The 12894-nt window shown below is 73.1% G+C and carries 12 protein-coding genes; 4 read left to right on the top strand and 8 right to left on the bottom strand.

From position 1 onward, the window contains the following. Positions 1–303 precede the first annotated feature (303 nt). The 5 genes from ACZ6EJ_RS05845 to ACZ6EJ_RS05825 form a co-directional block, all read right to left on the bottom strand. The gene (locus ACZ6EJ_RS05845; protein WP_469264889.1) at positions 304–705 is read right to left on the bottom strand and encodes a DUF3040 domain-containing protein; all 402 of its coding nucleotides are present in this window, start codon (positions 703–705) and stop codon (positions 304–306) included. A 303-nt stretch (positions 706–1008) separates the two neighbouring features. Then, a complete protein-coding gene (locus ACZ6EJ_RS05840) occupies positions 1009–1767 on the bottom strand; it encodes a methyltransferase (protein WP_469264888.1) in 759 nt (252 codons plus the stop codon). 105 nt (positions 1768–1872) lie between these two features. Then, positions 1873–2400, bottom strand: coding sequence for an SAV_6107 family HEPN domain-containing protein (locus ACZ6EJ_RS05835; RefSeq protein ID WP_469264887.1), 528 nt, complete (start codon positions 2398–2400; stop codon positions 1873–1875). 525 nt (positions 2401–2925) lie between these two features. Then, a complete protein-coding gene (locus ACZ6EJ_RS05830) occupies positions 2926–3282 on the bottom strand; it encodes a hypothetical protein (RefSeq protein WP_469264886.1) in 357 nt (118 codons plus the stop codon). Between the two features lie 140 nt (positions 3283–3422). Then, positions 3423–4055 (bottom strand): hypothetical protein, encoded by a 633-nt coding sequence (locus ACZ6EJ_RS05825; RefSeq protein ID WP_469264885.1) that lies wholly within the window; start codon positions 4053–4055, stop codon positions 3423–3425. 517 nt (positions 4056–4572) lie between these two features. On the opposite strand from ACZ6EJ_RS05825, the gene ACZ6EJ_RS05820 reads away from it, so the two are divergent. The 4 genes from ACZ6EJ_RS05820 to ACZ6EJ_RS05805 all read left to right on the top strand — a co-directional run bounded on the left by ACZ6EJ_RS05820 (position 4573) and on the right by ACZ6EJ_RS05805 (position 9935). Further along, positions 4573–5316: an ATP-binding cassette domain-containing protein gene (locus ACZ6EJ_RS05820; RefSeq protein ID WP_469264884.1), complete on the top strand. Its 744-nt coding sequence runs from the start codon at positions 4573–4575 to the stop codon at positions 5314–5316. Next, positions 5288–7375, top strand: coding sequence for a YhgE/Pip family protein (locus ACZ6EJ_RS05815; RefSeq protein ID WP_469264883.1), 2088 nt, complete (start codon positions 5288–5290; stop codon positions 7373–7375). The genes ACZ6EJ_RS05820 and ACZ6EJ_RS05815 overlap by 29 nt, the downstream gene beginning before the upstream one ends. Positions 7376–7404: 29 nt before the next feature. Beyond that, on the top strand, positions 7405–8016 hold the full coding sequence (locus tag ACZ6EJ_RS05810) for a TetR/AcrR family transcriptional regulator (protein WP_469264882.1): 612 nt from the start codon (positions 7405–7407) through the stop codon (positions 8014–8016). A gap of 413 nt (positions 8017–8429) precedes the next feature. Continuing rightward, a complete protein-coding gene (locus tag ACZ6EJ_RS05805; RefSeq protein WP_469264881.1) occupies positions 8430–9935 on the top strand; it encodes a phytoene desaturase family protein in 1506 nt (501 codons plus the stop codon). Positions 9936–10174: 239 nt separating this feature from the next. On the opposite strand, the gene ACZ6EJ_RS05800 is transcribed toward ACZ6EJ_RS05805, so the two are convergent. The 3 genes from ACZ6EJ_RS05800 to thiE form a co-directional block, all read right to left on the bottom strand. Then, positions 10175–11038, bottom strand: a complete 864-nt coding sequence (locus ACZ6EJ_RS05800) for a hypothetical protein (RefSeq protein WP_469264880.1) — start codon at positions 11036–11038, stop codon at positions 10175–10177. 49 nt (positions 11039–11087) lie between these two features. Further along, positions 11088–12005, bottom strand: coding sequence for a methylenetetrahydrofolate reductase [NAD(P)H] (gene metF / locus ACZ6EJ_RS05795; protein ID WP_469264879.1), 918 nt, complete (start codon positions 12003–12005; stop codon positions 11088–11090). A gap of 124 nt (positions 12006–12129) precedes the next feature. Continuing rightward, on the bottom strand, positions 12130–12780 hold the full coding sequence (thiE, locus tag ACZ6EJ_RS05790; protein ID WP_469264878.1) for a thiamine phosphate synthase: 651 nt from the start codon (positions 12778–12780) through the stop codon (positions 12130–12132). Positions 12781–12894: the final 114 nt, after the last annotated feature.

The raw sequence follows: 12894 nt of genomic DNA, 5'->3' as shown, positions 1-12894 counted from the left end.
GGTGCGCACGGTGCGGGGGCTTTGGCCTCCTGCTGGGCGCGGCCGGGCGGGGGACGGACGTATCCGATGGGCTGACGCGGTCCGGGGCCCGGTGCGGCAGCGGGGCCCAGCGGTGCGGCGGGGTCGGCATCCGGGTGCGCCGGGCGGCGTCCGGGGCCAGAGGTGCGTACCGTCGGGGCGCTGACCGCGCTGCACGGCTGAGGGGCGGCCGCGTCTCCGCGACCGCCCCTCGGCAGTCAGTCTCGTAGGCCGTACGCGCCGCCACCGCTCCCGTCGGAACGGACGGGGGGCCGCGGAGTCGCCCTACTGGCCCTGTTCGTCGCGGCGGCGCTGCCAGCGTTGTTCGATGCGGTTCATCATCGACCGGCGTTGCCTCGGCCGGCGGCCCGCGTCGCCGATCCCGCCGGCGGCGGCGGGCTGCTGCTCACCGGGCTTGGGCGCCTTGCGCCAGCCGGTGACCGCGAGCACGGCGCAGCCGAGCATGACGAGGAACCCCACCACGCTGATCCAGATCTGCTGGGCGACCATTCCGGCCATGAGGAGCGCGATACCCACCAGGAAGCCGCCGACTGCCTGGTAGACCCTTCGTCGGGTGTACGTACGCAGCCCGCTTCCCTCGAGCGCTGTCGCGAACTTGGGATCTTCGGCGTACAGCGCTCGCTCCATCTGCTCGAGCATTCGCTGCTCGTGCTCCGAGAGCGGCACGGCATCCTCCTCGTCGTCGGCCGCGGGGGCGACCGGTAAGCGGCCCTTCCAGGATAGGCAGGGATTCGTCCCCGTGAAACCCGCCCTATAGCGCCCAGCCAGTCCGGACCGCCATGTCGGCTCGGCTGCTGAGGCGTAGATTCCCCGACGACCGATCCGCCATGCCGGATGGTGTCACCAGAATCATACGGGGCGTACGCCCGGTACGGGGGCCCCGAGCCGGACTCCCTCCGCCGCCCGCGGGGCTGACCAGCGCCGCACGGTCCGCCGCCCGGTCCCGGCGGCGCAGCCGCGCCCAGGGGTTCAGGAGCGCTTCTCGCCCAGAACGTGCAACTGGGTGGCGAGGGAGTGGAACGCGGGCCGCTCGGCGACGGCCGCTTCGAGCTTGAGCAGGGCCTCCATGGCGCCCGGCTCGGTGTCCACCAGGGCGCCGGGCACGAGGTCGGCGAAGACCCGCACGCCGTGCACCGCGCCGACCTCCATGCCCGCGCCGGAGACCAGGTCGGAGAGCTGCTCGGCGGTGAACCTGCGGGGCACCGGGTCGCCCTCGCCCCAGCGGCCCGCCGGGTCGGTGAGCGCCTGCCGGGCCTCGGTGAAGTGGCCGGCGAGCGCACGGGACAGCACGGCTCCGCCCAGACCGGCGGCGAGCAGGCTGAGCGCGCCGGAGGGGCGCAGCGCCTCGGCCGCGTTGCGCACGCCCTCGGCGGGCTCGTCGACGTACTCCAGGACGCCGTGGCAGAGCACCGCGTCGAAACCGCCGCGCTCCACGACGTCGAACAGCCCGAGGATGTCGCCCTGGACCCCCCGGACCCGGTCGGCGACCCCGGCCTCGGCCGCGCGGCGCTCCAGCGCGAAGAGCGCGTTGGGGCTGGGGTCGACGACGGTGACGCGGTGGCCGAGCCGGGCGGCGGGCACCGCGAAGTTGCCGGTGCCGCCGCCGGTGTCCAGGACGTCCAGGGCCTCCCGGCCGCTCGCCTCGGCCTGGCGGTCCAGAGCGTCCTTGAGGACCTCCCACACCACGGCGGTGCGAAGAGAGGCGCGGGGGCGTAGCTGGTCCGTCACGGCAGATGACTCCTCGGCACGGTGCCGCCGGGGACGGCGGAGCGTGAACAGTGCTGGTGGCGATGTGATCGGTCACCACCCTATTGCCTCGCGCCTCCGTCCAGGTCACCCGCCGCCCGGCCGCTCGGGCCGGGGCTGCGGGAGCACCGGCTGGAGCACCAGCAGCCGCTCCACCAGGCGCAGGAACATGGCCGCGTCGCGCAGCAGGTCGTCGGCGTCGCGCCGGCTGGCCGCACCCGGCATCCCGGCCTCGGCGCGGGCCCGGCGGTCGGCCCCCGAGGCGAAGAGGGCGCTCCACTCGGCCAGCTCGGGCGCCGTCTCCGGCAGGACCTCCCAGGCGCTGCGGATGCGCTCCCGGCGGCGCCTGGTCGCCTCGGGGCGGCCGCGGGCGGCCAGCACGGCCGCCGCGGTGCGCAGGGCGGCGAGATGGGCGGTGGCGTACCGCTCGTTCGGCTCGTGGAGCACGGCGGCCTCGTCGAGGCCGGAGCGGGCCTTGGCGAGCAGTTCGAGAGCGGCGGGCGGCGCGGTGGAGCGGCGCAGCACGGGGTGGACATCGGCAGCCGGACCGGTCAGTGAGGGGGCAGGGCTGACTGCGCGGCGCCGCGGGGCGGCGGCTGCGGACGAGCTGGCCATGACGAACCTCCTGTCGTCGTGTGACGGCTCTGTGGCCGTCTGTGTCCATGGTGCCGGTGCCCACTGACAATCGATGTGAACGCGGTTCTGACCTGCTGTTCCATCCCCGCAAGGTGCGTGGGCGGCATTCGTGCGCTGGGATTCGCCGCGCTCTCCGGACGCTTTGGACCGTCGCTGTCCCAGTGCTCACGCCTGGTGGCGCACCGGAGCGGGGGGCGTGCTCGCGCAGCGGTTTGGGTGAGCCCGGTGCTCGGTTCGGCAAGGATCCGCACGACCGCGGTGGCGTGCCGGCGTGGGCGATGCCCACGGATATGCCGTAGCGACGAGGTGTGCGAGGTGTCGCGCTTGCGCTGACGGGCGAGCGACAAGAGCCCGCCAGTGGGGCCGGAACTCGCGGCGGCGGCCACGTCGTACTGCCTGCTCCCGACCTGTACGCGCCCAGCAAGACGCGTCGAAGAGCGCCATCGTGCGCACGACTGCGCTCCGCATCATGGATCCGATGCGGAGCGCAGCCGTTCCCTACGCCTACTCGGCTAGTTCATCGATCCGCCAACCAACGACCCCGGATGACCCGGCGACGCCGTCGACGTCGATTTCGATCCGCGCCGGAGCATCCGTCATCCGTTGACGGACTGGGACGCTGTCGCACGCCACGATCCGCCGCACAGGACGTTTTACCGCGAGGCGATCCTCGCTTGTTCCCGAGCAGACGAACGACAGCGTGTAGGACTTACCCGGCGACAGGCTCGCGTAGGTATGGATTCCGTAGCTCGCACGTTCCAAGCCCGACTCCACGAACAGGCCGTCGGTACCGTCCACCTCCCCGATCCCCAGCGCCTCCTCCGCCTTCTCCTCCAGGATCTTCGCCTGGTCACGCGTCACAGACGGGGCAGCGCTCGGGCTGGATCGCACTGGCGGCCTCCCCGCAGCCCCGGAGCCGTCAGTGCATCCACCGATGAAGGCGACAGACAGGATCGGGACGAGGAGGACGGCACTACGGCGCGCAAGCCGTAGGTCGCAGATCAGGTTCGGGTTTCCCAGTATCGCCATCCGACCTCCCTGGTAGGCAACTTCGCGGTACCGGACCCCAACTTCTTCTTGCCGCAGCGGTCAGCACTCGTTTCGTACTTGGTCCAATTGGTCTTGTAGCCCCAAGAACCGTACTGCATGTGCCCGTAGTACCCGCTCTTGATGTCGTGCGAGTACCGGTGCCCCACGGTGACGCCGGCTTCGGCGACCACCTTAACGCCGAACTCCGTCTTGACCTTCGCGAGGATGACGCCCGCATCGGCTGAGACATTCCCGCTCAACTCGACCCCGATTTTGCCCGATTTCAGGACCTCGACGGTCATCTTCCCGCCTGGGCCGTCCTTGTACGAGGTACCGTTCCACTTGGATGGAACGTGGTAGTTCACCTTGTCCGAGACGGTGTACCACTTCTTGTACGGATTGTCGCAGCGCTTCGCCTCGACATCACCGTCGTCAGTCACTTCCGGCAGAGAGGCGAGCCGCCTCTCGACGGCCACCTCCTGATCCGACATCTCGAGAACCTCGACCGCACTGCCACTCAACTCCCGCGTACCGACCTGTTCCGGAAAAACCGTTTCAGGGGCCGCGTCAGCCGGTTCCTCAACCGCATGGGACGCAGTGGCCATAGTGACTCCGAGCGCCAGAACCGCAACCGGGACGAATAAGCTTTGCATCGATATTCCACGCAAGTGGATTCCCCTCCCCTGCCTCCAGGATTGGCGGCATAAGAGAAATGTATGGCGTGGCCGCTATTCCAGTCCGCCAGACGTTGATCCACTGAGGAAAACTCGAGGTCGGGCAGATGGCCAGCCCACGATCCAGCATCCGGCCCCGCCCCGTGTCCACCCGCCACCGCCGACCGAGCGGCTCGGGCGGCGCACCCCCGTACGACCCCAAGGGCCGGACGGCAGCACGGCGGTCAGCGGCGACTCGGTGTCGCACGACTCCGAGCCACCCTCGACGAGAGGGTCCGCCACGAGCTCGCAGCCCGCTCGCACGCCCTCCCGACAACGCTCCACCCACCCCCGGCATCACCCGTTTGCGTCGATCGCGAGTTCGGACTACCTTTTTGCACTGACCAGTCAGTCCAAAGAGCACGCGGCCGGGCCGCGGGCAGGACGGGACGAGATCAAGGGAGGGTCTGTGGAGAGCCCGCACGGCGCGGCGGTACGCGCCGAGGACTTGGGACTCAAGGGGCCGCGCGGTTGGGTCTTTCGGCATGTGGGGTTCAGCGCCGAGCCGGGTGCGGTGGTGGCGATCGAGGGGCCCTCGGGGTCGGGGCGGACGTGCCTGCTCCTCGCGCTGACCGGCCGGATGCGCATCACCGAGGGCCGCGTGGAGATCGGCCGTCTGCGGCTGCCCAAGCAGGCCGCCGCCGTGCGCAGGATCGCCGCGCTGGGACCCGTCGCGGCGGTGAACGAGCTGGACCCCGCCTTCACCGTGGCCGAGCACCTGCACGAACGCGCCCTGCTCCAGGGCCGTTACGGCGCTTCGCTGCGCAGCCTGCTGCGTCCGCGCGCCGAGCGCCGGGCCGCCGCGAAGGCCCGGATCGACGACGCCCTGGAGGCCGCCGGCCTCGACCTCGCCACGCTGCCCAAGGCGGGGCGGACCTCCGTGCGGGACCTGGAGCGACTCGAGGCGCTGCGGCTGTCCGTGGCCCTGGCGCTGATCGCCCGGCCGCGGCTGCTCGCCGTCGACGACGCCGACCTCAAGCTCTCGGACGCCGAACGCGTCGAGGCGTGGGCGCTGCTGCGCTCCGTGGCCGACGCCGGCGCCACCGTGCTCGCCGTGTGCAGCGAGGCCCCCGAGAACACCCACGTCGTGCGTACCGCACCCACCACCGATGAGGAGACGGCCGATGCGTTCGCCGAAGCTGGCCGCGCTTGAGCTGAAGCGGTTCGGCCGGGGAAGGCTGCCGGCCGCCGCGCTGGTCGCCCTGCTGCTCCTGCCGCTGCTCTACGGCGCCCTGTACCTCTACTCCTTCTGGGACCCGTACGGGAAGCTCGACAAGCTGCCCGTCGCACTGGTCAACGACGACAAGGGGGCCACCAGCGACGGCGAGCGGCTCGCCGCCGGGGACGAGATCAGCGAGAAGCTGCTCGACTCCAAGGTCTTCGCCTGGCACGAGGTGAGCGCCGCCGAGGCCCACAAGGGCGTCGAGGACGGCACGTACTACCTCTCGCTGACCATGCCCGCGGACTTCAGCGAGAAGATCGCGTCCAGCGGCGGGGACTCCCCCGAGACGGGCGCGCTCCAGGTGCGGACGAACGACGCGAACAACTACATCGTCGGGCAGATCTCCAAGACGGTCTTCGGCGAGGTGCGCAATGCCGCGTCCACCAACGCCTCGCGCGGCTTCCTGGACCGCATCTTCGTCAACTTCTCCGATCTGCACGACAAGACCGCCGAGGCGGCCAAGGGCGCGGACGAGCTCAAGGGCGGCATCTCCAAGGCCAAGCAGGGGTCCAAGGACCTCGCCGACGGGCTCAAGGACTCCAAGGCGGGCAGCAAGCGGCTCTCCGACGGGATCGTCAAGCTGGACCAGGGGTCGCGCGACCTCGCCGCGGGCTCCCGCCAGGTCGCCGACGGCACCCAGCTCCTGGCGGACAAGGTCAACGGGATCGCCGGCGACGTGCGCCCCTTCTTCCAGGACAACGGGAAGTCCATCCGCGACACGGCCCGGCTGGTCGCGGACACCTCGCAGGCCGTACGGGACAACCTCGACCTGCTGGTGAAGAGCGCGCCCACCGCGGCCACCGGGGCCAAGGAGGCCGCCGACGAGCTGACGGAGCTGCACCGCACCCAGTGCGAACAGGCCCCGGAGCCCGACGCGGCCGTCTGCCCGCCGCTGGAGCGCGCCAAGACCGCGGCCGTCGACGTCTCCAAGGTGGCCACCGACGTGAACGCCCTGGTCACCAACCAGAACGGCGCGCTGAAGAAGTTGAGCGGCGAGCTGGCCACCTTCCAGAAGCAGGCCGAGGCGCTGGCCCAGCGCGCGCCGACGCTGGACGACGACCTGGAGGCCGCCGTCAGCAAGGTCAACGAGCTCAACGCCGGGGCCGGCAAGGTCGCCAAGGGGGCGCAGGCCCTGCACACCGGGCTCGGTGACGCCCGGACCGGCTCCAGCGACCTCGACAGCGGGGTCGGCAAGTTGAAGACCGGCGCCGAGAACCTGGACGGCGGTCTCTTCCGGCTCGGCGACGGCTCGGCCTCGCTCGCCCAGGGCCTCAACGACGGCGTCGGCCAGATCCCCGACTACGACAAGAAGGACCGGGACGCGCGGACGGGTGTCATGGCCGACCCCGTGCAACTGGCCTCCCAGTCGCTGCACGCGGCCCCCAACTACGGCACCGGCTTCGCGCCGTACTTCATCCCGCTCTCCCTGTGGGTCGGCGCGATGGTGGCGTACATGCTGATCCAGCCGCTCAACCGGCGGGCCCTCGCCGCCGGGGCCTCCGCGTGGCGGATCGCCTTCGCCGGCTGGCTCCCGGTCGCCGCGATCGGCGTCCTCCAGGTCGGCGCGCTGCTGGCCGTCCTGCACTGGGGCCTCGGCCTCCAGATGGCGCGCGCCGCCGGGACCGTCGCCTTCCTGACGCTGGTGACCTGCTGCTTCGCCGCGATCGTGCAGTGGCTGAACGCCTGCTTCGGGGCGGCCGGACGCATCCTGGTGCTGGTGGTGCTGATGCTCCAGCTCACCTCGGCCGGGGGAACGTACCCCGTCCAGACCAGTCCGGGCTTCTTCGGGGCGATCCACCCGTACCTCCCGATGACGTACGTCGTGGAGGGGCTGCGCAGGCTGATCACCGGCGGCGGTCTCGGCCCGGTCTGGCTGGGCTGCGCGGTGCTGGGCGCCTTCACCGTCGGGGCCCTCGCCCTCACCGCGTTCACCGCGCGCCGCAAGCAGATGTGGAGCCTGAGCCGGCTCCACCCGGAGTTGAGCCTGTGAGCACGGCGGGACCTGGGAGAATCGGCCCCATGGAACGCAGTGGCACCACGCGCCGCCAGGCCACCCGGCAGAGGCTCTACGAGGCGGCGGTGACCCTCATCGCCGAGAAGGGGTTCTCGGCGACCACCGTCGACGAGATCGCCGAGCGGGCGGGGGTCGCCAAGGGCACGGTCTATTACAACTTCAAGAGCAAGACCGAACTGTTCGAGGAGTTGCTCCGGCACGGCGTCGGGCTGCTCACCGCCTCGCTGCGGACCGCTGCCGAGGAGTCCGCCGAACGCGGCGGCACCCGCGTGGAGGCGCTGGACGCGATGATCCGGGCCGGGCTCGCCTTCATCGACCGCTACCCGGCGTTCACCCAGTTGTACGTGGCCGAGCTGTGGCGCACCAACCGCGCCTGGCAGTCCACGCTGCTGGTGGTGCGCCAGGAGGCCGTCGCGGTCGTCGAGGACGTGCTGCGGGACGCGGTGGACACCGGTGAGCTGAGCGAGGAGATCGACATCCCGCTGACGGCGGCCGCGCTGGTCGGGATGGTGCTGGTGGCGGCGCTGGACTGGCAGGCGTTCCAGCCGGAGCGCTCGATCGACGAGGTCCACTCCGCGCTCTCGCTGCTGCTGCACGGGCGGGTCAGCGGGCACTGACGCCCGCGCTCCGCCCGGCGGGGGCCGGAAAGCCCAAGACGCCGGTCCGGTGAGGTTCGCATCCCCCGCGAACCCCGCCGGACCGGCGTCTTGCGTGCTGCCGGAGACCCGCTCCCCCGTGGCCCCGTGTCCCCCGTGGCCCCCCGGATCTCCGTACCGCACCCCCGTTGCGTCAGGAGAGCCGCGCCGTTCCGCCGCCCCGTGCCGGCGGTCCTGGCGCAGCGCCCCTTCCGTGGTCACCACTCTTCCGTCCGCGGGGGCGGCGGCCCATCCGCGCGCCTACTCATCTCCGCCCGTAGGTACGGGTACTCAGGCGGCCGCCGAGGCCCCCACCGGGCGCCCCGGCCGGGGGAGGGCCCTCCCGGAGCGGCCTGCCGGGGGAGGGCGCCGCGCCGGTCGATAAAGTCACCGGCATGGCACGCATTGCGGTGATCGGCGCCGGGACGGGCGCGATGGCGGCGGCCGCCCGGTTGGCCGTGGCGGGCGACGAAGTGACGGTGTACGAGCGCTCGGCCGTCTACGGCGGCTCGCTCGGCCGGTACGAGCACGACGGCTTCGTCTTCGACACCGGACCCGGCCTGCTGCATCTGCCCGCCGTGCAGCGCGACCTCTTCGTGAAGACCGGCAGGGAGTCGCTGGAGCAGTCCGTCACGCTGACCCAGATCGACCCGGCCGGCCGCCACCTGTTCGCGGACGGCACGGCGGTGTCGCTGCCCAACGCCTCTCGGGCGGGGGTGGCCGCCGCCCTGGACCGGGCCCTCGGCTCGGGGGCCGGGGCGCGGTGGAGCGACTTCATGGACCGGGCGCGCGACGCCTGGGACCGGTCGCGGCGGCCGCTGCTGGAGGAGCCGCTGCGGGCGGACCACCAGGTGCTCGGGCGCGACCCCTATCCGGCGCTCCGCCGGCGCCGCCTGCTGCGCGGGCCCCGGCAGGCGGCCACGGTCGCGGAGATCGGCGCGCTGGAGCTGGCCGACCCGCGCCTCGCGGCCCTGCTGGACGGCTACGCCCTGGCGTACGGGCTCGACCCGCGCCACGCCCCGGCGAGCGCGGCGCTGCTGCCGTACATGGAGCAGACGTTCGGCAGTTGGTACGTGATGGGCGGGATGCGGGAGCTGGCGCGGGCGGTGTACGAGCGGTGCCTGGCCCGCCGGGTGGAGTTCGTCTTCGGGGCCGAGGCGGTCCGGGTCGTCGAGCGGGACGGCCGGGCGGCGGGCGTGGAGCTGGCGGGCGGCGAGGTGGTCGAGGCCGACCGGGTGGTGCTCGGCGTCCGGCCGCGCCCCGGCCTGGTGCCCGGTCAGGGGGTGTGGGGCGCGGGCGATGTGTCGGTGCGTCCGGGCGCCGCGCCGGGGCGGTTCGCGGTGCTGCTGTCGCTGCGCGGGGCCCGTGAGGCCGACGCGGTGCACCGGACCGTGGTGCACAGCGCCGACGGCGCGGCGGAGCAGGCGGCGGTGTTCGGGGGCCGGGTCGCCGAGCACCCCACGGTGACGGTGCTGCGCCCCGACGATCCGGCGACCCGCCCGGACGCGGCGCACGAGGCGGTCACCCTGATGGCGACGGTGGCCCCGCACGGCCCGGTCGACTGGACGGACGCGGGGGTGCGGCAGCGGTTCGCCGACGCCCTGGTGGAGCGGGCGGCCGCGGCCGTGCCCGGACTGCGGGAGCGGACCGTGCACACCGAGGTCCGCACGCCCGCGGAGACCGAGGCGGAGACGGGGGCCGCGGGCGGCGCGGTGCCGCCGCCCGCGCTGGCCGGCGCCCGCGGCGCGTATCTGCACCCCGGCAACCTCACGCGGCTGCCGGGCCTGTACCTGGCGGGCGGCTGGGCGCATCCGGGCGGCGGGCTCGCGCACGCCGGGATGTCGGGGGCGCTGGTGGCCGGCCTGGTGGTGGAGGGCGACGACTTCCGCGGCTCCCGCTGAGTCGGGGCGCGGGCCGGGCGCTCACGGGGCCGGGGCGCACGGGCCGGAGCGCGCAGGGGGCGTAGGCGGGCGAGCCGGGCGCGTGCAGGGCCGGGGCGCACGCACGGGCCGGAGGCGGGCGAGCCGGCGCGTACCAGGCCGGGCGGGCACGGGGCCGGACGCCTGCGGCCGGGCGTGCGGGCCGGGTGGCGCGGGGCCGGGCGCGTGTCGATGTCCGCGCCGGCGGCCCCGCGGTCGGGTCAGTAGCGGTACGGGTCGTTCTGGCCGGTGTCGTGGCCGTTGCCGTACGGGGCGGGCTGCTCCGGCGGCAGCGGGGGGAAGGGGACGGCGTCGCGCTGCTGCGGGACCCAGACGCCCCCCGGCGGGGTGTCGGTGCTGTACGGCTCCGCGCCGGGGCCCTGGGCATAAGGGTCGGCGTACCGCTGCTTGTCGTCCTGGTGGTCGTAGGTGTTGCCGTAGGCGTCGTAACCGCCGTACGCGGGGGTTTGGTTGGTGGTGCCGATGTACGGGTCGGAGTAGGCGGCGTATCCCTGGGGGTCCGTGCCGTAGTCGTACGTCGCGGCGTAGGCGTCCTGGGCCGGCTGCGGGACGTAGCCGGTGTGCGGGTCGTACGCCGTGTGCCGCTGCCCGTCCTGGTGGGCGTGGTCGGGGCCCTCCGGGCCCGCGCCGTAGCCGGTGGGGCCGTACCCGCCGTACGGGCCGGCCTCATCGGGCGCGGGGTCGGTCGGGGGCTGGTCGTGGCCGGGTCCGGCGGGCTGCGGGGCCGAGACCTCCAGGTCCGAGACCTCCAGCGTGGGCTCCTTGACCGCGGCGCGCTCGCCGCGCTTGCGGCGGCGGCTCTCCCCCGGACTACCCCCGATGGCCCAGCCGGTGGAGAAGCCGCGCCGGAAGGAGAGCGTCACGAAGGTCTGGCCGGTGGCGAAGGTGAGCGTGCCGACGACGATGACCAATGGCGCGGAGAGCAGGACTCCCAGCACCACGCCGAGGAAGCCGGTGAAGGCGAGGAGCCTCCAGCGCAGCCGCGCCTTGTACTGCAGCAGCACCTCGCCCAGCAGCCACAGCGCCACCAGACCGAATGCGATGTAGAGGACCGTCCAGCCCACGCCCGCCCCCTCCTGCGGCCGCAACCGCTCGGGTGGCGGGTACGGCCGGTCACGACTGCTTGTGCAGTCCGAGTCTCTCGTAGATCTCGAGCGTAGCCGTCGAGTTGTTGAGCGTGATGAAGTGCAGTCCGGGCACACCTTCGGACAGCAGCTCCGCGCAGAACTCCGTTGCGAACTCGATGCCAATGGAGCGTACAGCGGCCGGATCGTCCTTGGCCGCGAGGATGCGCTCTTTCAGCTCCTCGGGCACGGTCGCGTTGCTGAGCTGGGAGAACCTCTCCCACTGCTTGACGCTGGTGATCGGCATGACCTCGGGGATCACGGGCGTCTCACAGCCGGCGGCGACCACCCGGTCGCGCATCCGCAGGTAGTCCTGCGGGCGGAAGAACATCTGGGTGATCGCGTAGTCGGCGCCCGCGCGGCACTTGTCCACGAAGTGGCGGATGTCCGTCTCCCAGTCGGCGGACCGGGGGTGCATCTCGGGGAACGCGGCGACGCCGACGCAGAAGTCGCCCGACTCCTTGATGAGGCGGACGAGGTCGGCGGCGTACTTCACGCCCTGCGGGTGCTCGATCCACTCGCCCATCGGGTCGCCGGGCGGGTCGCCGCGGACCGCGAGGATGTTCCTGATGCCCGCGTCGGCGTACTGCCCGATCATGTTGCGCAGTTCGGCGACCGAGTGGTTCACCGCGGTGAGGTGGGCGACCGGGGTGAGCGTGGAGTCCGCGGCGATCTGCTGGGTCGCCCGGACCGTCCCGGCGCGGGTGGAGCCGCCCGCCCCGTACGTCACGGAGACGAAGCTCGGGCGGACCGCCTCGACCCGGCGCAGCGCGTTCCAGAGGTTGCGCTCCCCCTTCTCCGTCTTGGGCGCCCAGAACTCGAAGGAGTACGAGGTCTTGCCGGTCGCGAGCAGGTCACGCACGGTGCGCGCGTGGTCCGTCCTGGTGGAAGGGGTGCCAAGGGCCATAGGGGGAGGTTATCCAGGGCTGGGCGCTCCCCCAACCGGAGCAACGGGTTTCATCCCGTTATGCCGGATTGTTGTCCACTCTTCGGACAGCGGTCCGGGATCCCGGCCCCCGGCCCGCGAGGGGTCACAGGGCGCGGGCCCGGACGCGCTCGGCCAGCTCGGCGGCGGCCGCCGCCGGGTCGTCGGCCTCGGTGAGCGCCCGGACGACGACGATCCGGCGGGCCCCGGCGTCCAGCACCTGGTCCAGGTTGCCCGCGTCGATCCCGCCGATCGCGAACCAGGGGCGGGCGGGGGCGAGCGAGGCCGCGTGGCGCACGAGGGCGAGGCCGGGGGCGGGCCGGCCGGGCTTGGTGGGGGTGGGCCAGCAGGGGCCGGTGCAGAAGTAGTCCACGCCGTCCTGGACGGCGGCGGCGTCGACCTCGGCCTCGGCGTGCGTGGACCGGCCGATCAGCGGGTCCGCGCCGATGATCGCGCGGGCCGCGGGGACCGGCAGGTCGCCCTGGCCCAGGTGCAGGACGTCCGCGCCGACGGCGTGGGCCACGTCGGCGCGGTCGTTCACCGCGAGCAGCTTGCCGTGCCGGCGGCAGGCGTCGGCGAGGACCGCCAGGTGCTCCAGCTCCTCGGCGGCCTCCATGCCCTTGTCCCGGAGCTGGACGACGTCCACCCCGTGGGAGAGCACGGCGTCCAGGAACGCGGGGAGGTCGCCCTGCCGCTTGCGGGCGTCCGTGCACAGGTAGAGCCGGGCGTCGGACAACTGCTCGCGAGGCGTGGGCATGGCGAAAGCTCCCCCGTGGTCGTGGGGGGGGGGGGGGGGGGGGGGGGGGGGGGGGGGGGGGGGCGGCGGGGGGGGGGGCTGCGGGAGACGCGCATCCGTCCTTCCTCCTTCTCT

The organism is Streptomyces sp. NPDC041970, from assembly GCF_055588985.1.
Note: the sequence above shows the minus strand (reverse complement) of the source record. Positions and strands in the feature narration are given on the sequence as shown.

What these genes read in the sequence shown, in the direction of transcription:
- ACZ6EJ_RS05805 (WP_469264881.1), top strand. Translation starts at nt 8,430, where the DNA reads ATGGCACGCATTGCGGTGATCGGCGCCGGGACGGGCGCGATGGCGGCG.
- ACZ6EJ_RS05835 (WP_469264887.1), bottom strand. Translation starts at nt 2,400, where the DNA reads ATGGCCAGCTCGTCCGCAGCCGCCGCCCCGCGGCGCCGCGCAGTCAGC.
- ACZ6EJ_RS05810 (WP_469264882.1), top strand. Translation starts at nt 7,405, where the DNA reads ATGGAACGCAGTGGCACCACGCGCCGCCAGGCCACCCGGCAGAGGCTC.
- metF (WP_469264879.1), bottom strand. Translation starts at nt 12,005, where the DNA reads ATGGCCCTTGGCACCCCTTCCACCAGGACGGACCACGCGCGCACCGTG.
- ACZ6EJ_RS05825 (WP_469264885.1), bottom strand. Translation starts at nt 4,055, where the DNA reads ATGGCCACTGCGTCCCATGCGGTTGAGGAACCGGCTGACGCGGCCCCT.
- ACZ6EJ_RS05815 (WP_469264883.1), top strand. Translation starts at nt 5,288, where the DNA reads ATGCGTTCGCCGAAGCTGGCCGCGCTTGAGCTGAAGCGGTTCGGCCGG.
- thiE (WP_469264878.1), bottom strand. Translation starts at nt 12,780, where the DNA reads ATGCCCACGCCTCGCGAGCAGTTGTCCGACGCCCGGCTCTACCTGTGC.